This is a genomic window from Streptomyces sp. NPDC049813 (assembly GCF_044465085.1).
Taxonomy (GTDB): Bacteria; Actinomycetota; Actinomycetes; order Streptomycetales; family Streptomycetaceae; genus Streptomyces.
The window spans coordinates 218,022-236,827 of record NZ_JBITLI010000010.1; the positions used below are offsets into that span (position 1 = coordinate 218,022).

Annotated in this window: 18 protein-coding genes; 2 read left to right on the forward strand and 16 right to left on the reverse strand. The window is 73.6% G+C overall.

The features are described 5' to 3' along the window. Nucleotides 1–130: 130 nt before the first annotated feature. Nucleotides 131–907, reverse strand: coding sequence for an SAM-dependent methyltransferase (locus ACIBW6_RS21675; protein ID WP_399061946.1), 777 nt, complete (start codon nucleotides 905–907; stop codon nucleotides 131–133). 184 nt (nucleotides 908–1,091) lie between these two features. Between ACIBW6_RS21675 and ACIBW6_RS21680 the strand changes: the two genes are divergently transcribed. Together ACIBW6_RS21680 and ACIBW6_RS21685 are read left to right on the forward strand one after the other, a co-directional pair. Beyond that, the gene (locus ACIBW6_RS21680) at nucleotides 1,092–1,724 is read left to right on the forward strand and encodes an ATP-binding protein (RefSeq protein WP_399061948.1); all 633 of its coding nucleotides are present in this window, start codon (nucleotides 1,092–1,094) and stop codon (nucleotides 1,722–1,724) included. Between the two features lie 45 nt (nucleotides 1,725–1,769). Further along, nucleotides 1,770–2,303: a DinB family protein gene (locus ACIBW6_RS21685; RefSeq protein ID WP_399061950.1), complete on the forward strand. Its 534-nt coding sequence runs from the start codon at nucleotides 1,770–1,772 to the stop codon at nucleotides 2,301–2,303. Nucleotides 2,304–2,339: 36 nt separating this feature from the next. Here ACIBW6_RS21685 and ACIBW6_RS21690 read toward each other — a convergent pair whose 3' ends face one another. From ACIBW6_RS21690 to ACIBW6_RS21760, 15 genes are all read right to left on the reverse strand, one after another. Further along, nucleotides 2,340–2,924, reverse strand: coding sequence for a DinB family protein (locus tag ACIBW6_RS21690; protein WP_399061952.1), 585 nt, complete (start codon nucleotides 2,922–2,924; stop codon nucleotides 2,340–2,342). A 161-nt stretch (nucleotides 2,925–3,085) separates the two neighbouring features. Then, complete coding sequence (locus ACIBW6_RS21695) at nucleotides 3,086–3,871, reverse strand: SAM-dependent methyltransferase (protein WP_399061954.1); 786 nt, start codon at nucleotides 3,869–3,871, stop codon at nucleotides 3,086–3,088. 124 nt (nucleotides 3,872–3,995) lie between these two features. After that, a complete protein-coding gene (locus tag ACIBW6_RS21700) occupies nucleotides 3,996–4,982 on the reverse strand; it encodes an aldo/keto reductase (protein ID WP_399061956.1) in 987 nt (328 codons plus the stop codon). Between the two features lie 140 nt (nucleotides 4,983–5,122). Next, nucleotides 5,123–6,043 carry an aminoglycoside phosphotransferase family protein gene (locus ACIBW6_RS21705; protein ID WP_399061958.1) on the reverse strand — a complete coding sequence of 307 codons (921 nt, stop codon included), beginning with the start codon at nucleotides 6,041–6,043 and terminating at the stop codon, nucleotides 5,123–5,125. A 42-nt stretch (nucleotides 6,044–6,085) separates the two neighbouring features. Continuing rightward, nucleotides 6,086–7,021, reverse strand: a complete 936-nt coding sequence (locus tag ACIBW6_RS21710) for a GNAT family N-acetyltransferase (protein WP_399061960.1) — start codon at nucleotides 7,019–7,021, stop codon at nucleotides 6,086–6,088. Between the two features lie 327 nt (nucleotides 7,022–7,348). Then, entirely contained in the window at nucleotides 7,349–8,560 is a 1,212-nt protein-coding gene (locus ACIBW6_RS21715) for an LLM class flavin-dependent oxidoreductase (protein WP_399061962.1), read from the reverse strand. After that, on the reverse strand, nucleotides 8,557–9,942 hold the full coding sequence (locus tag ACIBW6_RS21720) for an NtaA/DmoA family FMN-dependent monooxygenase (RefSeq protein ID WP_399061964.1): 1,386 nt from the start codon (nucleotides 9,940–9,942) through the stop codon (nucleotides 8,557–8,559). The genes ACIBW6_RS21715 and ACIBW6_RS21720 overlap by 4 nt, the downstream gene beginning before the upstream one ends. A 145-nt stretch (nucleotides 9,943–10,087) precedes the next feature. Beyond that, the gene (locus ACIBW6_RS21725; RefSeq protein ID WP_399061966.1) at nucleotides 10,088–11,044 is read right to left on the reverse strand and encodes a fumarylacetoacetate (FAA) hydrolase; all 957 of its coding nucleotides are present in this window, start codon (nucleotides 11,042–11,044) and stop codon (nucleotides 10,088–10,090) included. Nucleotides 11,045–11,129: 85 nt separating this feature from the next. Continuing rightward, nucleotides 11,130–12,395, reverse strand: coding sequence for a pyridoxal phosphate-dependent aminotransferase (locus tag ACIBW6_RS21730; protein WP_399061968.1), 1,266 nt, complete (start codon nucleotides 12,393–12,395; stop codon nucleotides 11,130–11,132). An 85-nt stretch (nucleotides 12,396–12,480) separates the two neighbouring features. Then, nucleotides 12,481–14,238, reverse strand: coding sequence for an AMP-binding protein (locus ACIBW6_RS21735; RefSeq protein ID WP_399061970.1), 1,758 nt, complete (start codon nucleotides 14,236–14,238; stop codon nucleotides 12,481–12,483). Then, complete coding sequence (locus ACIBW6_RS21740; RefSeq protein WP_399061972.1) at nucleotides 14,235–15,386, reverse strand: Glu/Leu/Phe/Val dehydrogenase dimerization domain-containing protein; 1,152 nt, start codon at nucleotides 15,384–15,386, stop codon at nucleotides 14,235–14,237. The genes ACIBW6_RS21735 and ACIBW6_RS21740 overlap by 4 nt, the downstream gene beginning before the upstream one ends. Nucleotides 15,387–15,454: 68 nt before the next feature. Continuing rightward, a complete protein-coding gene (locus ACIBW6_RS21745; RefSeq protein ID WP_399061973.1) occupies nucleotides 15,455–16,018 on the reverse strand; it encodes a type 1 glutamine amidotransferase in 564 nt (187 codons plus the stop codon). Between the two features lie 54 nt (nucleotides 16,019–16,072). Continuing rightward, nucleotides 16,073–16,900: an acetylglutamate kinase gene (locus tag ACIBW6_RS21750; RefSeq protein WP_399061975.1), complete on the reverse strand. Its 828-nt coding sequence runs from the start codon at nucleotides 16,898–16,900 to the stop codon at nucleotides 16,073–16,075. Continuing rightward, the gene (gene argC, locus ACIBW6_RS21755) at nucleotides 16,897–17,952 is read right to left on the reverse strand and encodes an N-acetyl-gamma-glutamyl-phosphate reductase (protein WP_399061977.1); all 1,056 of its coding nucleotides are present in this window, start codon (nucleotides 17,950–17,952) and stop codon (nucleotides 16,897–16,899) included. Before argC ends, ACIBW6_RS21750 begins: the two co-directional genes overlap by 4 nt. Then, nucleotides 17,949–18,806 (reverse strand): RimK family alpha-L-glutamate ligase, encoded by an 858-nt coding sequence (locus ACIBW6_RS21760; protein ID WP_399061979.1) that lies wholly within the window; start codon nucleotides 18,804–18,806, stop codon nucleotides 17,949–17,951. The genes argC and ACIBW6_RS21760 overlap by 4 nt, the downstream gene beginning before the upstream one ends.

The window sequence follows — 18,806 nt, forward strand, 5'->3', positions numbered from 1 at the left end:
GGCGCGGTGCGGGGGTCGACGGCCTGACCCCGAGGGGCGTGGTGTGGGGTCCGGCCGCTCGGGCTCCGTGCGGAGTGCCGGCGCGCCGACGCCAGCAGCACGCGGTGCCGGGACCGACCGCGCGGCCCCGTCAGCCCGCCGCCACCGGTACCAGCGTCAAGTACGCGATGCCGAGGACGTTCCGGTAGCCGCCCGCCCAGGAGGCCCGCTGGCGGTCGACGCGCTCGCGGGTCTCGGTGGCGAGCGGGTGGCCCGGGTTCATGGCGAGCCAGAGTTCCGTGTCGTGGCGGTAGCCCGACTCGAACTCCTCCCACTCCTCCCGGCTCGCCGACTCGATCCACACGGGGCGGAACCCCGCCGCGACAGCGAGGTCGACGAGCGCGCCGAGCCCCACGTGGTCGTCGGCGCGTGCCCCGGGCCACATGGCCGCGAGTTCCCCGTCCGCCGGGACGCGCTCCCAGAACCCCTCACCCAGGACGACGCGTCCGCCCGGCCGGACCAGACGACGCAGCTCGCGCAGGACGGCGCCGGGATCGTACGGCTGCTCGGGGTCGCACAGCGCCTGACCGGAGCCCAGGCAGAGCACCACGTCCGCGGGCCCGCGTGCGGTGCCGAGCGCCGACTCCTCGGCGAACTCGACCCGCCCGGCCAGCCCGCGTTCCCGCGCGAGGTCGCGGCCCCGGGCCAGATCGCCGGCGTTGATGTCGAGGCCCACGCCGGTCGCGCCCGGGACGGACCGCACGACGCGCAGGAGCAGTTCGCCCCAGCCGCACCCGATGTCGAGGACGGTGGCCGGCGAGACGGTGGCGAGCCGGTCGACCATGCGCGCGGCGCGGGCTTCGGAGAGCGGCCCGTGGAAGGTGAGGGCGCTGCCGAGACGTGGGGGGTGGGCGGGGGTAGTTGTCATAGGGGGACGTTAGTTCAGTGGGGGTGGCGCGCTCATCGCAATAAATGGGGTGTGGGGGGTGGTGCGGGGCGGTCGGGGTGCAAAGCATTCGGCTCAGGCTGCTCTCTCGACCCGGCGGTTCCGGTTGCTCGTTCCGCCTCCCAGGCGACTCCCGCCGCCCCACCCGCTTCCGCATACTTGCCGGATGGACGCCCCCCGCCCCGCCTGGCACAACACGACCCACGACTGGGGGAGCAGCGTCGACCCCGCCCATGTGCAGCGCATCCGCCGGGACCCGGCCGCCTACGCTCCGGGCGGGGTCCGGCACCTGATCCTGGAGGTCGTCGCGTACGCGGCTGACGAGGCCGAGTGCGGGGGCGGCGGGAGGTGCCGGATCACCCTGCATCCGGATGGCTCGGTGTCCGTGAGCGACGACGGGCGGGGCACCGACACCCGGTTCGACGAGGACGGCCGGGCCGTGAAGAAGCCGGTCATGGCGACGAAGGACCTCCGCTTCTTCGACGACCCCGGGGCGGCGCGACTCCCCGACGGACACCCGCGCCGGGGCATGTCCACGGTCGCCGCACTCAGCACGTGGCTCGTCCACACCAACCGCCGGCGGGGCGGCTCATGGACCCAACGCTACGAACACGGTGTCCCGACAACCGACTTGACGCCGATCCCCGACGAGGACACGACCGGGACCACGGTGCACTTCCTGCCGGGAGAGGCATCGCGCTGGACGGGCCGTACGACGGCCGACGAACTGACCCGGCTCACGGCGCACTGGGCACACCTCTCCGTACGCGTCGACGACCGGCGCGGCGCGATCAGTTAGACGTGCGAGCCGCGCACGCCTCCGGGGCCGCGCTACGGTCGTGACATGCAGCAGCCTCCGGACCCGGTCCCCGCACTCCTCGACGGCCCACCGGTCCAGACGTCCGACGCCCAGGACCTGCTCCTCGGCTACTTGGAGTGGTACCGCGAGACAACGCTGCGCAAGATCGCCGGACTGTCCGACGCCCAGGTGCGCGCGCCCGTCGTACCACTCGGCTGGTCGCCGCTGGGACTGGTCCAACACCTCGGCTGGGTCGAACGCCGCTGGCTGCGCTGGGGGTTCGCCGCTGAGCAGGTCGTGGCCTATCCACCAGGCGGTGACGACGAGGAGTGGACGGTCGCCGCCGACGTCACCGTGCCGCAGGTCATCGCCGCCTATGAAGCGGAGGTGGGCACCGCGAACTCCGCGGTCGGCGCGGCCGCGCTGAGCGACAAGGCCCGGCTCGGGGGCCGCTTCACGGCGCCCGGTCCAGCACCTTCGCTCGGACGGATCCTCTTCCACCTCCTTCAGGAGTACGCCCGCCACGCCGGCCACCTCGACATCGCTCGCGAACTCATCGACGGAGCGACGGGTGAGTGAAGGCGACCCCCACGTGTGCGGGTGAAGAGTTGCCTGTCACGCCGTGAGCCGCGCGGCGGTCCTCGCGGCCTGCTCGATCCTCGTGCGACAGGCCGCGCGGGCCTCCTCATCGATCTGCTGCTCGTGCTCGACGCGCAACCCGGTCCGTCCGTCGACACCCTCGCGCAGTATGTCGGCGTGCCCGGCGTGCCGGATGGTCTCGCCGAGGACGTGGACCATGACAGCGAAGAGGTTCGTGTCGGCGTGCGGCTCCGACCACCACGGAACATGGCCGGGAGCGTCGAGGCGCAGCTCGTTGATCGTCGCGTCCGCGTGGTCCCACGTCCGCCGGTAGAAACCGATGACCTGCTCGCGGGTCTCGTCCGCGGCCGCCCACAGGTCACTGCCGTCGGAATCCTGCCACCGGGGCAGCCGTTCGGGAGAGGGGCGGCCGAAGACCTCGCCGAAGTACCTCGCCTCGACGTTGGCCACGTGTTTGACCAGACCGAGGAGGTTCGTCCCGGTGGCTGTCAGGGGACGGCGGGCGTCGTACTCGGACAAGCCGTCGAGTTTCCAGAGCAGCGCCGCGCGGTCCCGCTGGAGTCTCCCGAGCAGGGTGTCCTTCGCGAAGTCGTCGATCATGCGGCATGAGCCTGCCACGGGTCGCTGATCAGCTCAAGCCACGGCCACGGCCACGGCCACGGCCACGGCCACGGCCACGGCCACGGTCACAGCCACGGCTTACGGTCTCGGTGGCCGTGTCGACGCGCGTCGGGGCGGCAGCGGCCCGGGCAGCGGTGGCGTCAGGACACCTGTGCCACCACCGCGTACATCCCGCTCGGCTCCGGCTCCGGGGCGGGCTCCCCGCGGAACCACTCCGGGGCCGTCACCAGCCCGGGTTCGACGAGCTCCATCCCCTCCAGGAAACGCGCCACCTCCTTACGGGAGCGGAGCGCGAGCGTCATGCCGCTCCTCGCGTACTGTTCCGTCGCCTGCTCGGCGATCTCCGGGAAGATGTCGCTGGCGGCGTGCGACAGCACCAGGTGGCTGCCGGAGGGCAGCGCGGAGGCGAGGGTCGCGACGATGCCGTACGGGTCGTGCTCGTCCGCGACGAAATGCATCAGCGCGATCAGCGACAGTGCGATCGGGCGGTCGAAATCCAGCACCGTGCGGGCGTGGTCGAGGATCGCCCCCGGATCGCGTACGTCCGCCTGGACGTAGTCCGTCCTGCCTTCCGGGCTGCTGACCAGGAGAGCCTCCGCATGGCGCAGCACGATGGGGTCGTGGTCGGTGTAGACGATCTTCGCGGACGGCGCGATGCCCTGCACGATCTGGTGCAGGTTGGGCTCGGTGGGTATGCCCGTCCCGATGTCGAGGAACTGGTCGACGCCCGCGCTCGCGAGGTACGCGACGGCCCGGTTCATGAAGGCCCGGTTCTGCAACGCGCCGATCCGCACCTCGGGCGGCAGCTTCTCCCCCACTGCCTCGTCGACGGGGTAGTTGTCCTTGCCGCCGAGCAGCCAGTCGTAGACCCGTGCGGGGTGCGCCTGGCTCGTGTCGATCCGAGAGGGGGACGGGGGTGTCGTCACGGAGGTCTCCAAGTCGCGGGGAAGGGGGCCGGTGCAGCGCGCGCAGACGTAGTCTGGCATGTCAACTCCGCGCACAGAAAGCTGCGTTGAGGTCGGGCAGCGAACGACGAGGATGACGGACGGATCAGCGACCGGCCTCCGCCACCCGCTCGTCCACGAGTCCCGCCTCGCGCAGGTCCGCCCAGAGCGCGCTCGGGACCGCCGCGTCGAAGGACGCGAGGTTGCGCCGTACCTCGTCCGCGCTGCGCATACCGACCACGATCCCGGCGACCGCCGGGTGGAGCAGCGGGAACGCCATGGCTGCCTGCGGGACCGTGACACCGTGGGCCTCGCAGACGTCGGCGATCCGGTGGGCCCTCGCGATCAGCTCCGGTGCCGCGGGGGCGTAGTCGAACCGGGCGCCGTCGACCGGCCGGTCGGTGGCCAGCAGACCGGAGTTGAAGACCGAGGCGGCCAGGACCGAGACGCCACGGTCGCCGCACGCGGGCAGCAGTTCGTCCAACGCGCTGTGGTCCAGCAGCGTGAACCGGCCCGAGAGCATCACCACGTCGGCGTCGGTCTCCCGCACGAGACGCGTCAGCTTGCCGGGGTCGTACATACCGGCCCCGATCGCTCCGACCAGGCCCTGGGCGCGCAGCTCGGACAGGGCCGGATATCCGGTGCGCAGCGCCTCCTCGAAGTGCCGCTCGGCGTCATGCAGGTACAGCACGTCGACGCGGTCGACGCCCATGCGCGTGAGGGAGTCCTCGACGCTGCGCAGCACGCCGTCGCGGGAGAAGTCCCAGATCCTGCGGTGGGTGGCGGGCACCGCGAACGCCTCGTCCATGCGCCCCGCCGCTTCCTGGGGTACCAGGAGCCGGCCCACCTTCGTGGACAGCGTGAACCCGTCCCGCTCCTGACCGCTCAGCAGTCCGCCGACACGACGCTCGGAGTGGCCGATGCCGTAATGCGGGGAGGTGTCGAAGTACCGGATGCCGCCGTCCCAGGCCGCGGCCAGTGTCGCAGCTGCGGTCGCGTCGTCGAGCGGGGCGAAGAGCCCGCCCAACGGCCCGCCGCCGAAACCGAGTTCGGTGACCTCGACAGTCGTCTTCCCGAGCTGGTGGGTGCGCATGTCTCTCCGATCGTGCCGCTGCAGCTGGTGCGGGTGGGCTGAAGTCTCGCTAGTGGTGCGGTACGTGTGAGGGGTCCACGTCGGCTGCCGAGGAGGCATGGACGAGGAGCAGTGGGCAGTCGGCGGCGACGCGCGGGCCCTCAGCGCCGCGTCCAGTCGTCCAGCACCGCCGAGATCTGGCGCGTCGTCGCCGCGGCGATCCGGGGCGACGCCCGCGCGTACGCGGTGTAGGCGCTCAGGCCGCTGGCCAGCCCCCAGCCCAGGCCGCGCGTCCACGTGGCCTCGTCCACGTCGAGGGCGGCATGGAACGCCGTGCGTCCGGGAGCTGCCATGAGCGTGTAAGCCATCATCAGGTCCGCGGCCGGGTCGCCGAACGCCAGGCCGCCGAAGTCGATGACGGCGGTGAGCCGGCCGCGCCGGGTCAGCAGGTTCCCGGTGTGGAAGTCGCCGTGGCACCACACCGGCGGCCGGTCCCACGGATCGGCCGCCAGCGCGGCCTGCCACACCGCGGTCATCGTGCCGGTGTCGAAGACGTCCGCCGTGCGCTCGATCGCGGCGCGCGTGGACCGGTCCCGGGACGACAACGGCTGCGTGCGGAGCCGCACGGCGGCATCCGGTGCCGGACGCACCACCCCCGCGCACCCCCACAACTCGCGCAAAAACTGTGCCAGTTCGACAGCGGCGGAAGTCGAGTCGCCGAGCCCCCGCACGGTGGCCGTTTCCCCCTCATGCCAGCGGAACACCGACCAGGGCCAGGGATATCCGAGGTCCGGACGGCCTTGCGCCACCGGCGTCGGCACCGCGAGCGGGAGGTGCGGCGCGAGCCGGGGCAGCCAGGTGAACTCCTTGGCCAGTGAGCCGACGGGACCCTTGTGCTGGGGCAGGCGGACCGCCAGTTCCCGGCCGAGCCGGTGAATGACATGGTCCGATCCTCCCGGTTCGACCCGCTCCAGCGGGAGCCCGGCCCAGTGCGGGAACTGCGAGTCGACCAGCGCGCGGGTGAGAGCGGTGTCGATGTGTGGGCGGCGGCCCGGGGCGTCCTGGACGGTCTCCGTGCTCACGCTTCTCCTTCGGGTACGCCGCTGATTCGTCCACCGCCTGGTTCATGCACGCGGATCACCCGCCTCCGACGCGGCGGGCGCCTGCCCCAGGTCCGGGTCGGGGTCCGGGCCCGGCTCCGGCTCCGGGAAGTCGTACACCGCGAAGTCCGCGACCGGGCGGTACCCGATCCGCTGGTAGAGACCGTTGCTGGTGGGATTGGCCAGGTCCGCGAAGAGCAGGACCTCCGCCGCCCCCGCCGCCCGCGCGGCCCTGCTCACCTCGACCGTCGCGGCGCCCGCGTAACCGCGTCCGCGCATGGGGGCCGGAGTGTAGACGGGGGCCACCCTGACCTGCCCTGCGACCATCGGGGTGACGCCCGCCATGGACACGGGAGTGCCGTCCGGGGACTCCCAGAACGTGACGCGTCCTTGAGCGATGCGTGTGTCTGCCCACGCGCCGCTGTCACCGGCCGGGACGTTCCCCACGGCGGCGACGAACTCGCCGTGCCATCGCACGAGTCGCTCGCGATCCCGCTCGTCCGCGAACCGGCTCCGGCCCTTCGGGAACGGCTGCGGAGCGGTGAGCGTACCCAGGCGGTACAGGCGCTCCCGCTGATGCAGCGCCGGTGTCGCGCCCGAGTGCCGCGCCCACGCGTCGGCGAAGGCCGCGGCGGTGTCCTGGTCCGCGATGACGCCAGGGACCCGGTGGCCGAGGCGGGCCAACCGGGACGCGAGGGCATCGGCATCCTCGGGTGTGAGAGCGGTGAGGTACAGGCGGTGGGGCGGCGTGTGGAAGAAGGCCGCGCGGACCCCGCCCGCCGGTCCCACGCTTCCGAACACGGGAGTCTCGGCGCCGTATTCGACTGTGCCGCCCGTGCGCAGCGTCTCGGTCACCGTCAGCGGGACGGTGTGCGACGCGGGGCGCGACCGCAGGAAATCCCCGGCCCGGGCCAGAAACCCATCGAGGTCTTCGGTGAGGTGCCAGTCATCTGGAGGCATCCCTCATGATCCCTCGTACGGTCGGCCGGTGCGCGGGATTTTTCCACCGGCCGCCGCGGCCGGCGTCGACGTCGCGCGGTGGGGCGCGGAAGCCGGCAAAAGCGCTGCCGGGGGCGGTGGACAGCATCCCGGCTTCATCCTTCTCCCACGGGAAGGGTGCGAATTCTCCACCAGATGACGGTTGGTCCATGCCAGCCTTTGGAGCAACTCCGCTCGGGCGGACCGGTGTTCAGTGCGGCCCATGCGGGGGATGCGCCGCACCGGCCCGAGGGAGTACGGGGGCCGTCCCCGCCGCGTCAAGTCGCGGCGGGGACGGCCCCCAGCCGCTCATCTCGTGCCCGCGTACCGGTTGCGCGGGCGGGTCAGGCCCAAGTGGCCGCGCAGGGTGTCGCTGGTGTAGGCCGTGCGGAAGGCGCCCCGTCGTTGCAGGGCCGGGACCAGGGCCCCGGTGATCCCGGCCAGGTCGTGCGGCAGGACCGCCGGGCGCAGCCGGAAGCCGTCGAGCCCCGCCGTCCGCCGGTCCAGCAGCAGGTCGGCCAGCTCCTCGGGGGTACCGGCGAAGATCTCGGCGTCGGAGGTGAGGGGCGTGCCCGCGAGGTCGTCCAGGCGTGCCAGGCGACGGGCGGCCGCGCCGGGTGTCTCGTCGAGGAGGACGAGCAGGTCGGCGAGGACGAGGAGGGGTTGCGCCGTGCGGTCGCGGCCCACGGCGGCCGTCGCCGCGTCGACCTCGCCGAGCACCGCCTTCGTGCCGGGCCGGTCGTGCGGGGTGACGAAGACGATGTCGCAGGCCCGGGCGGCGAACTCGTAGGGCACGGAGGCGTGCGCGAGGCCGGCCACCGGCGGCTGCCCCTGCGGCGGGCGGGGCGTGATGGACGGGCCCCGGACGCTGAAGTGCGGTCCCTCGAAGTCGATGTGGTGGATCCGCGCGCCGTCGATGAAGCGGCCGGTGGCGACGGAGCGGATCTCCGCGTCGTCCTCCCAGCTGTCCCACAGCCGGCGGACGACCTCCACGGCGTCGGCCGCCTCGTCGAAGAGGGGGCGCAGCCGGGCGGCCGTGCGTTCGGGGACGCGGGCTTCCTCGTCGGTGAGCTGTGGGGTGGTGCGGCGGCCGAAGTGGGCGGCGTCCGCGGCCCGGGAGGCGATCTGGGGGCGCCAGCCGGCACGGCCGGTGGCGGCGAAGTCCAGGGTGGCGACGGCAAGCGAGAGGTGGAAGGGCTCGGTGTGCGTGACGTTGGCGGTCGGTACGAGCCCGATGTGCCGGGTCAGCGGGGCGAGCCGGGCGGCCAGCAGGACCGCGTCCAGGGTGCCGCGCACCTGGTCGGTGCGGTCGTCGGGCCGGTGGAAGGCGGCGGACTGCGGGCCGAGGGAGTCCTCCAGCGTGACGAAGTCGAGCAGCCCGCGCTCGGCCTCCCCCACGAGCGCCGCCCAGTACTCGGCGGTGAACAGCTCGGCGGGCCGCACCCCGGTCGTACGCCAGGCGGCCGGGTGCCAGCCCGCTCCGTCGAGAGCGACGGCCAGGTGCAAGGGGGTACCGGTCATCGCGGCGTGCCGCCTTCCTGCGAGGGAGTACGGACATGGGTGCGGGGACGCGCCGGGCCCAGGCCCAGATGGTCGCGCAGGGTGGTGCCGGTGTACTCCGTGCGGAAGGCACCGCGCTCCTGGAGCAGCGGGACGACACGGTCGACGACGTCGTCGAGGCCGTCCGGGGTCAGATGCGGCACCAGGACGAAGCCGTCGGCACCGTCACTGCTCACGAAGTGGTCGATCGCGTCGGCGACGGTACGGGGGCTGCCCACGAAGGTCTGTCCGCCGTGAACCTCGGTGACGAGTCCGCGGATGCTCAGACCGCGCTCCTCGGCGAGGGCCCGCCAGCGGCGCGCGGTCTCCAGTCGGCCGGTCCGGAAGACGGAGTGGCCGCGCAGGACGAGTGCTTCGGGGTCGGGTTCGACCTCGGGCAGCGGCCCCTCGGGGTCGTAGGCGGACAGGTCGCGGCCCCACACCGCCTCCAGATGGGCGAGGGCGGTCTGCGGGCCGACCTGGGCGCGGGTGATCTCGTCCGCGTAGGCGGCGGCCTCGGCGTCCGTGTCGGCGACCACGACGGTCGCGGTGGGCAGCACCTTCAGCTCGTCGTGGCTCCGCCCGTGCCGGGCGAGGCGGCCCTTCACGTCACGGTAGAAGGCACGCGCCTCGTCCAGCCGGTTGTACTTGCTGAAGATGACGTCGGCGTCGCTCGCGGCGAACTCCCGGCCCGCGTCGGACTCCCCGGCCTGGATGACCACCGGGTGGCCCTGTGGGGCGCGGGGCGACGCGAAGCGGCCGCTGATGTCGAAGTGCGCGCCCCGGTGTGCGAACCGGCCGGCGCCGGGCCGCACGAAGTGGCCGCCTGCCGGATCGTCGAGCAGGGCGTCATCGGCCCAGCTGTCCCACAACTGGCGGGTCACCGCGAGGAATTCGGCGGCGCGGGTGTAACGGTCGGCCTCCTGCAGGAAGCCGCCCCTACGGAAGTTCTCCCCGGTGAAGCCGTCGAAGCTGGTCACCACGTTCCAGGCGGCGCGACCCGCGCTGAGGTGGTCCAGGGTGGCCAGCCTGCGGGCCACTTCATAGGGCTCGTTGAAGGTCGCGTTCACCGTGGCCGCCAGCCCCAGGCGCCGGGTGACGGCGGCCAGGGCCGCGAGCACCGTCAGGTTCTCCGGGCGGCCCGCCACGTCGAACTCGTAGAACGCGTCCTTGTGTTCGCGCAGCCGCAGGCCCTCGGCGAGGAAGAAGAAGTCGAAGAGGCCGCGCTCCGCCGTGCGGGCCAGCGCGGCGAACGACTCGAAGGCGATCTGACTGCGTGACCTGGGGTCCGACCAGACGGTCACGTTGTGGATGCCGGGCAGTTGCGCGGCGAGGATCACCTGTTTCCTGGCCGGGTCGGTCACGGTTGCTCGTTCCTCCTGGAGCGTCCGGGGCGAGCCGGGACGACAGGTGTGTGAAGGGGGCGGTGGGTGCGCGGTGGGTGTGCCCCGAGCCTGCACGAGCGCGGGTGGCGCCCGACAGGCCAAGGGCCCCTATTTCACGCGGTGTTCATGCCCGTGCGGCGTCGCCGGGCCAAGGGGCGACGGGTGCCGGGGCGGTGTGCCGCACGGTGTTGTCCAGGGTGACGCCGTGGCTCTTGACGTCGATGGCGATCCGGTCCCCGTCCGCGATCCGGAAACCGTCGTGGAAGCTCGCCTCGTCGGCGCCGAGCAGCAGGTAGTTGACAAGACCGGGCCTGCGCACGGCGGGGAAGGCGAAGAAGTGCGCGGCCATGTCGGCGATGCGGAAGTACAGCGCGTCGCCGCCGCAGTCGAAGGAGCCCTCCCACGCGGTGGCCCCGTCACGGACGATGGTGACCCGCCCGGTCACGGAAGCGGGCGGCGGCCCGAGGAACAGCCAGGGCGCCAGCGCCGTGTCGCACAGTTTGCAGTACGGGTTGTAGCCCGGGTCCTTGCGGTGCAGGCCGATGTCGCACAGGTCGTTGCCGAAGGTGTAGCCGGCGTAGTGCGGGGTGCCCTCCGGGTCGTTGACGTAGACGAGGGCGACCTCGGGTTCCTCGATGAGCGCCACCGGTGCGGCGGGCACGACGAGTGGCTCGCCCGGTAGCCGGACCCAGTCCCCGAAGCCCTTGAAGAACCACTTCGGCGGCGTGAACTCCCCCCCGCCCTCCGGGGCCCTTTCCCCGCCCCACTTCTTGACATGGGTGCCCATGAAGCCGCTCAGCAGCGCGTTGCCGGTGGCCTCGGGGAGCAGCGGCGGGCGCAGCCGCAGCTCCGGGTCGCCGGCCGGCACGGTCACGGTGTCGGCGGACGTGAGCGCCGCCCGGACCGCTTCCGGTGACCCGTCGGTCGTGACGAACGTGTCGGCGAGGGTGTGCGCGTCGACCGCGAACAGCGTGAGCGAGGCGTCGGGTTCGGGCAGACCGAAGCCGACGTAACGGCGGCCATGGCGGTCGGCCTCGAAGAGTACGGGCGGCACGGGGGCCGGGGTCGCGGGCTCGGGCATGGTGATCTCCTGGAAGGGGGCGGTAGGGCGGTGGCTTGGGTGTGAGGCGGGTGGGGCGCAGGCGGAAGAGGTGGCGAGGAGTGGTTCAGGCCATGGCCGTGAGGTGGGCGAACGCCGTCCCGGCGTGGTCGATCGCGTCCGCGATCCACGGCAACCGCAGCGGATCGGTGGCCGCCAGCGCGGCTTCGCGCTCGGCGTCGGTGGTGCCGTAGAGACGGCTCGTGGCGACGCGCAGCCGCAGCGGATCGTCCGGTTCACCGAAGGCGCCCGCGGGCAGCACGCCGACGCCGTGCCGGTCGAGCAGCCACCGGGCGGCGGACTCGCCGCCGGTCACCCCGCGTGCGGTGAGCTGCTCGCGCCGGGATTCGAGATCCGGGTACAGGTAGCACGTGGCGACGATGGGAGCCAGGACGGCACCCGCGTCCGTGAGCCGTGCGGCAACGGCACGCGCCACCGTCGCGTGCAGCCGTCTGCTCGCCTCCACACGGGCCACGACCTCGGCCGGTTCGGCCAGGGCGTAGGCGGCGGCCTCCTGCACCGGGGCGGGCGGACTCGACCAGATCTGGCTGGCCACCGAGGCCAGCGCCGTGTGCAGTGTGCGGCCCGGCTCGCCGTCGGGGAGCCGGGCGACCCCGGTGCGCCAGCCCCCGACGGCGAGGTTCTTGGTGAGCCCGGTGGTGACGACGGTGCGTTCCGGCGCGAACCGGGCCGGGGAGACCGGGGGAGCGGCGGGGTCGTGCACCAGGTCGTGGTAGATCTCGTCGGAGACGATGACGAGGTCCAGCGCGCGTGCCGCCGCCGCGAGGCGGCGGACCGTCCCGGCGGGGGCCACGGTCCCCGTGGGGTTGTCGGGGACCGTGACCACGACCGTGCGCGGATCACGGCCCGCGGCGCGGGCCCGGGCGACCGCCTCGCGCAGCAGGTCAGGGTCGGGCACCCCGCCGCGCCCGGGGGCCACAGGTACGGGCAGCGGGGTCCCGCCGGTAAGCCGGGTCTGCGCGCCGTAGCTGACCCAGCCCGGGACCGGGACGATCACGTCGCCGCCGATCGCCAGTTGCAGGGCGAAGAGGAGCGCTTTGCTGCCGGGCCCCGCCACCACCTGCTCCGGCGCGGTGTCCAGGCCGCGCCGGGTCCAGTACCCCGCGGCGGCGGTACGCAGGGCAAGGCTCCCGGTGACCGGCCCGTAAGCGGTCCGGTGCGCGGCGCGGGCCAGGCGCGCGGCGAGTTCGGGCAGCACGGGCAGGCCGATCTCGCCGCTGGACATGGGCAGGATCCGCTGCCCCGCGCGCTGCCTGCGAACCAGGACCGCGTCGGCCGCGAGCGTGGCGGACATGGGGACCGGGGTGGGCATGGATGCTCCAGATCGGGTGGGCCGGGCCAGGGGGGTGGGGTGCGACGGGCGCGGAGCGGGACGAGCCGGGGCCGGGCGGGACCGGTCAGCTCGTAGGGCTGAAGCGGGCACGGAGCACCGCCTTGCGGACCTTTCCTGTGAGTGTCTTGGGGAGCGCGGGCAGCACCTCCACGCGGTCGGGCAGGAACCGTTCCTCGTGGTCGTGCGAGCGCAGGTGGTCGCGGAGCCCGGCGAGCGTGGGGCCGGTGCCGTCGCGCGGGACGACCACAGCCAGGATCGTCGCGTCCGGCCGCCCCGCCGCGTCGGGCAGACCGACGAGCGCGGCCTCGACGGCCGCGGGATGCGTGCCGATGGCGCCTTCCAGCTGCGCCGCCGGCGCCACGGCCCCGTCCCGGACGATGGCGTCGCGGGCCCGGCCCAGGACCCGGATGCCGCCCCGGCCGTCGGCGCGGGCCAGGTCACCGGTGTCGAACCAGCCCTCCCCGTCGAGGTCCGCGGCGAACGCCTCCGGGCGCCGGTGGTAGCCGAGCGCCAGGGACGCGCCGCGCACCCGGAGCCGGCCGACGCCGTCGGAGCCGGCGTCCGGCAGCGGGTCGACGCGTGTCTCCATCGAGCCGACGGGGCGGCCGTTGCTGTGGGCCGCCCAGCCGTCCGGATCGTCCGGGCGGGTGGTGGTCACCGGCCCGTTCTCCGACATCCCCCACAGCGAATGGGCGCGGGCCCCGAGCGTCTCGTGCACCTCGGCGGCCAGGGAGGGCAGCACCGGGGCCGAGCCGATCACGACGTGGCGCAGGCTCGTCGTGTCCCGTGGATCGGCGCGCTGGGCCCGGGCCACGTCGTCGAGGGTCGCGGGCGGCCCGTAGAGCAGGGTGGCTCCGTAGCGTTCGACGAGGTCGAGCAGGGCCGGATTGTCGCGCAGGTCCTGGAAGGCGACGGTGCCGCCGAGCAGCACCCCCGCGAGCACGCCCTGCGCGAAACCGGAGTAATGGACCAGCGGCGTGGAGACGGCGACGACCCAGTCGGCACCGAGACCGAAGGCGTCGACGTAGCCGCGGACCGCCGAGTGGACGGTGTTCTGACTGTGCAGAACCCCCTTGGACGCGCCGGTCGTACCGGAGGTGAACAGCACCACGAACGGTTCGTCGGCGGTGAGTTCGCGACCCTCCAGCTCCCGTGCGCGCGACTCCTCCCACGGCTGGGCTACGAAGTGGTCGTGGAAGGAGCGCGTGCCCTCGGGGGCGGGACCGTCGACCACCAGGACGTGGGCCAGATCCGGCAGTTCGGCGCGGAGCCCGGCGACGGTCGCCGCGAGCGGGACGCCTTCCCAGTCCGGCAGGGTGACGCACACCCGTGCCCGGGTCAGGCCGAGCCGGTGGCGCAGCTCGTCCGCCGGGCAGACAGGTGAGACGGGGCAGATGACGGCGCCGACCCGGATGGTGGCGAACATCAGCGCCACCAGTTCCCAGCGGTTGGGCAGTTGCACCGCGACGGCGTCGCCGCGCCGCACCCCCAGGTCGAGCAGGGCGCCTGCGAACCGGTCGGTGAGCCGCGCGAGTTCGGCGTAGTCGAGGGTGTCGGTACGCGACTCCTTGAGGCGGCGCGCGGCGACGGCGAGTTTGCGGGGCCGCTCCCGTGCCTGCCGGCGCAGGTCGTCGAGGAAGGTCTCGGTCCGCCACCAGCCGCGCGCCAGATAGGTGGCGGCACGGCCGGGCGTGTGCGGTGTGTGCGCCGGGAAGGTGTCGGTACGGCCGTCCGAGCGGGGTGTGTGTTCCGGCCGGGTGTCGGCAGGCTTCTCGGCGCGGGACGGGTCGGCCGGGGCGGCGGCCCCGGCGGGGGCGCTCATCGGCGCTCCGCGCGGCGCACGGCGAGCAGTTCGGCCAGCGGGTCGCCGGCCTGCCCCGCGGCGATCTCCAGGAGGTCGCGGGTGTTGCCGCGCACCCGGTCGGCCACCCAGTCGAAGACCCACTCCTTGCGAGCGTCCGCGGACAGGTCGAAGGGGACGACGCGGGTGACGGCGAGCGCGGCGGAGGCGGCGCCGCCGATGTTGGCGATCACCCCGGGCACCAGATGGGCGCCGGAGGCGGTGACCTTCTCGCGGGCGGCGTCGGTGGAGGCGAGGTTGGCGCCCTCGACGACGAGCCGCGCACGCAGCCGGTGGACGTTGGCCTCGGTGAGCGCGTGCTTCTGCGCGGCCAGGACGAGCAGGTCGGCGTCGACGTCCAGCCACGCCTCGGGTTCGGCGGAGACCGTGACGGCTTGCGGCAGCCTGCGGCGGTCGACGCGGCCGTAGGTGTCGGTGACGGCGATCAGGTCGTCGACGGGGAGCCGGTCGGCGCTGATGGTGCCCTCGACGTCGGCGACGGCGACGACGGTGTGGCCGCGCGCCTCCAGGAAGCGGGCGACGGCGCGGCCGACGGCGCCGAACCCCTGGATGACGACGCGGGCCGCGCCGGTGCGGCCTCCCGCCTCCAGGGCGGTGAGCGCGGCGGTCCCGACACCGTGTCCGGTGGCGTCGATCAGCGGCTCGTAGTACGTGCGCCAGTCGACCGGCATGTCAGGGACGCCGCGCCGGAACCGGGGGTCGTACCCCGCCTCCGCGAAGAAGACGGCCCGGTCGCCAGGGGTGACGCCCATGTCGATGCCGAGGTGGATACCGCCGTGCAGCAACGGTTTGACGGTGCGTCCGAAGGTGCGGAAGAGCTCCTCGCGCCCGCCCGCGCCACCGCCCCCACCGTCGGAGTCGATGCCTCCGTCGGAGACGATGCCCGCCTTGGCGCCGCCGATGGGCAGCTTGGCGAGCGTGAACTTGTGGGTCATGTCGCGGGCGAGACCCGCGACCTCCTCCTCGGTGACCGTGCCGGTCATCCGGGTGCCGCCCATGGCCACTCCGTCGACCAGGGTGTCCACCACGACCCAGCCGCGCAACGGGCCGTCGCTGCCGTGGAGATGGACGGTGAAGGCGGGCTGTTCGTTGTCTGCCGCAGTGCTCATGCCGGGGTCCTTCGCGGGGTCGGGGTCTTCGGGGTCACAGGTGTGCGCACGGGTGACGGCGCGGGGTCTCAGCGGTACAGGTCGGTGAAGCCGCGCAGGATCTCCAGGCCGTCCTTGCGGAACTCCAGGTGCGCCTGGGAGCCGTGGATGCGCCCGTCGTCGGAGCGCAGGAACTCGACGGGCGCCTGCGCGGACCGGCCGATGGAGCGGAAGCCCGGCGGGGCGGCCTCCAGGTAGAGGGTGTGCCGGTGGAAGACGGTCACCTTGGGTTTCACGTAGGTGAAGAGCGGCTGGTCCTTGTCGACCTCGGCCTCGTGGCCGCCGACCCGCTGCGGGCCCGGGACCAGCCGGCCGCCGGCCTGCGTGGCCAGCAGTTGCATGCCGCCGCAGATCCCGAAGACCGGCAGGCGGGAGCCGAGGAGGAGGTCGACGAGGGGCCGGTAGTGGTCGAGGTCGTAGGCGCGGACCTTGGTACCGCTGAGCACCACCGCCTGATAGTGGCCGTCGAGCCGGTCCGGCAGGGAGGTCACGTCGGTCGTGTCGGTCCGTGAGCCCAGCTCCTCGAAGCGGGCGCGGAGCTGGGGCAGGGAGAGGGTGCCGTTGTTGACGAGGAGGACGCGGGGTCGTGGCACGGAAGCGCTCCAGGTGCGGGAGAAGTGCGGGGCCTGCGGGACGTCGGGCCGCGGTCAGGCCGCGGGCCGGGCCGCCTCGGCGGCGATGACCGTGCCGGTGCGGGCGGCCAGCAGGTCGCTGACGGTTCCGCTGCCGAGCACCACGGACGGCACCCCGCGCTCCAGCGCCTCGCCCGCCGCGCGCAGCTTCTTGCGCATGCCGCCGGTGGCCTGGGTGTCGCGGAACCGGGCGGCGGCCGCGGCGCCGATCCGGGTGACGGGTTCGCCGTCGACCAGGAGGTGGGGCACGTCGGTGACGAGGACCAGGGTGGCGGCGCTCACCGCGCCGGCCAGCGCGGCGGCGGCCCGGTCGCCGTCGGTGTTGACCTCCCGCCCGGCCGCGTCGCGGGCGAGCGGCGTGATCAGGTGGGCGTGGCCGGGGCGCAGTGGGCCGAGCGGGGCGGGGTTGACGGAGGTGATCGGGCCCACCAGGTTGGCCAGTTCGACGAGTTGCTTCTCCCGCCACCACCAGCGTTCGCCCGCGCCCGCGGCGACGATGCCGTCGCTGCCGAGCAGCCGCTGCGCGGTGATGCCGCGGCGGGCGAGCCGGTCGAGGACGTCCGCCCCCAGCCGGGCGCTGACGGTCTTGATGTCGGCGATGACTTCGGGGGTGGTCCACCGGCTCTGGTTGCCGTAGCGGTCGCGCAGGATCGCGGCGGGGTCCGCGTGCCGGCCGCCGAGCCGTTTGAGCGGTTTGGACCAGCCGTGCACGAGGAGCAGCGGGCGGTGCCGGGCGTGGGCGGCCAGATCGTCCCACCAGGGGCCGGACAGCTCGTCCAGGGCGCTGCCGCCGAGCTTCACCACGAGCGGAGTGGCGGACGCGTCGCGGGGTGCGGTGCTCATGCGGGCATCACCGGCTGCATGGTCAGCCCCGTCTCCTCGGGGAGGCCGAAGCGGAGGTTGGCGGCCTGCACGGCCTGCCCGGCGGCGCCCTTGACGAGGTTGTCGAGCGCGGCGAGCACCACGATCCGGTCGGCGTCCGGGTCGTGCAGCACGCTCACGTCGCAGTAGTTGGAGCCGAGGACGGCCTGCGGGTCCGGGACCGGGACGCGTGTCTCGGTGTGGCGCCGCACCCGCACGAAGGGCTGCCCCTTGTAGAAGCGCAGGTACGCGCGGTGCAGCTGCCGCTGGTCGACGGGCGTCGCCGGGAAGGCGTACGTACTGGTGAGCAGGCCGCGCACGTGGGACACGCCGTAGGCGGACATGCTGAGGGAGCCGACCGTGCCGGTCCCTTCGCGGGCGAGGAAATCGCCGACCTCGGCGGCGTGCCGGTGGCCGGTGGGCGCGTACGGGGCGATGGCACCGTTGCGCAGGGCGTGCAGGTCGCTGGCGCGCAGCTGGAGGCCGCCGCCGCTGGAGCCGCTCTTGCCGTCGACGACGACGGTGGTGAGGTCGAGGCCGAGCCCGAGGGTGAGCGGGGCCAGGCCCAGGGTGAGGGCGGTGGCGTAGCAGCCGGGCAGGGAGATCAGGGCGGCGTCGCGCAGGCGCTCCCGGACCAGCTCGGGGACTCCGTAGACGAAGCGCTCGGCGAGGTCTGGGCGGCGCTGGACCTTCGGGTACCAGCGGTCGTGCAGCTCGGGCGTGCGGATGCGGAAGGCGCCGCTGAGGTCGACGAGGGCGGGGACGCGGTCGGCGAGCAAGGCGGACAGGTCGGCGGAGACGGGGGCCGGCGTGGCGAGGAAGAGGACGTCGACGCGGCCGGCCACGTCGTCGGTGACGGGCTCCACGGCGAGCCCGAGGTCCTGGCGGAGGTTGGGGTGGAGTTCGGCGGGGCGCCTGCCGACGTGGGAGGAGCCGCCGAGGAAGGTCAGTTCGAACTCCGGGTGCTGGGTGATCAGCCGGATGAGGTCGCCGCCGGCGAGCCCCGAGGCCCCGACGACTCCTGCGCGGATCATGCGAGCAGCTCCTGTACGTAGCGGCCGATGGCCGAGGGGACGTCCGCCCCGGTGGCGGTGGCGACCGCCCGGAAGCCGGGGGCGTGGTTGACCTCGTTCACGACGAGGCCTTCGGGGGTGCGGAACAGGTCGACGCCGTAGATCCCGGGCCCGAGGACGTCGACCACGGCGTCCACGGTCTTGGCGATCTCGGGGGCCGGGTCCAGGGCCCGGTTGTGGTTGCCGAGCGCCGCGTTGTTGCGCCAGTCGGCGCCGCCCGGCTCGAACTCGGCGACGGCCACCAGCTCCCGGCCGACCACCAGGCAGCGCACCGAGCCGCCGCCGAGGAAGGGTTCGACCAGCGCGGCCTGCTCGAAGGCGTGCCCGAGGTCCTCCACGTAGTCGTAGACGGACTGCGCGGTGTCGGCGTCGCGCAGCAGGGTGACACGCTTGCCCATGCCGCCGAAGACCGGCTTCAGGACGACCGGCGGGGGCAGTTCGGCCAGCGCCCGGGTGAAGTCCTTGCGCGACAGGACGAGTCGGTGTTCGGGCACGGGCACGTCGGCGGAGCGCAGCGCCGCACGCAGTGCGGCCTTGTTCTCGCAGGCGTGGATGGCCGCGGCCGTGTTGAGGGTCGGGATCCCCGCGGCCTCCGCGAGGGTGGCGATCAGCCCGCCGCGCGTGTAACTGCGGCTGCGCACGAGCAGCAGGTCGAAGTCGCGCACCGAGGGCGCGTCGGCCGAACCCAGGCACAGCGCCTCGTCGTTGACCCACTCCACGGACAGTCCGAGGGCGGGGCCGGCCTCGATGAGGCGGCGCTCCTCCCAGGCGATCCGGTCGGCGACGACAGCCGCCCGGAAGGTCTTGGCGGCCAT

What these genes read in the sequence shown, in the direction of transcription:
- ACIBW6_RS21675 (WP_399061946.1), bottom strand. Translation starts at nt 907, where the DNA reads ATGACAACTACCCCCGCCCACCCCCCACGTCTCGGCAGCGCCCTCACC.
- ACIBW6_RS21680 (WP_399061948.1), top strand. Translation starts at nt 1,092, where the DNA reads ATGGACGCCCCCCGCCCCGCCTGGCACAACACGACCCACGACTGGGGG.
- ACIBW6_RS21685 (WP_399061950.1), top strand. Translation starts at nt 1,770, where the DNA reads ATGCAGCAGCCTCCGGACCCGGTCCCCGCACTCCTCGACGGCCCACCG.
- ACIBW6_RS21690 (WP_399061952.1), bottom strand. Translation starts at nt 2,924, where the DNA reads ATGATCGACGACTTCGCGAAGGACACCCTGCTCGGGAGACTCCAGCGG.
- ACIBW6_RS21700 (WP_399061956.1), bottom strand. Translation starts at nt 4,982, where the DNA reads ATGCGCACCCACCAGCTCGGGAAGACGACTGTCGAGGTCACCGAACTC.
- ACIBW6_RS21710 (WP_399061960.1), bottom strand. Translation starts at nt 7,021, where the DNA reads ATGCCTCCAGATGACTGGCACCTCACCGAAGACCTCGATGGGTTTCTG.
- ACIBW6_RS21715 (WP_399061962.1), bottom strand. Translation starts at nt 8,560, where the DNA reads ATGACCGGTACCCCCTTGCACCTGGCCGTCGCTCTCGACGGAGCGGGC.
- ACIBW6_RS21725 (WP_399061966.1), bottom strand. Translation starts at nt 11,044, where the DNA reads ATGCCCGAGCCCGCGACCCCGGCCCCCGTGCCGCCCGTACTCTTCGAG.
- ACIBW6_RS21730 (WP_399061968.1), bottom strand. Translation starts at nt 12,395, where the DNA reads ATGCCCACCCCGGTCCCCATGTCCGCCACGCTCGCGGCCGACGCGGTC.
- ACIBW6_RS21735 (WP_399061970.1), bottom strand. Translation starts at nt 14,238, where the DNA reads ATGAGCGCCCCCGCCGGGGCCGCCGCCCCGGCCGACCCGTCCCGCGCC.
- ACIBW6_RS21740 (WP_399061972.1), bottom strand. Translation starts at nt 15,386, where the DNA reads ATGAGCACTGCGGCAGACAACGAACAGCCCGCCTTCACCGTCCATCTC.
- ACIBW6_RS21750 (WP_399061975.1), bottom strand. Translation starts at nt 16,900, where the DNA reads ATGAGCACCGCACCCCGCGACGCGTCCGCCACTCCGCTCGTGGTGAAG.
- argC (WP_399061977.1), bottom strand. Translation starts at nt 17,952, where the DNA reads ATGATCCGCGCAGGAGTCGTCGGGGCCTCGGGGCTCGCCGGCGGCGAC.
- ACIBW6_RS21760 (WP_399061979.1), bottom strand. Translation starts at nt 18,806, where the DNA reads ATGGCCGCCAAGACCTTCCGGGCGGCTGTCGTCGCCGACCGGATCGCC.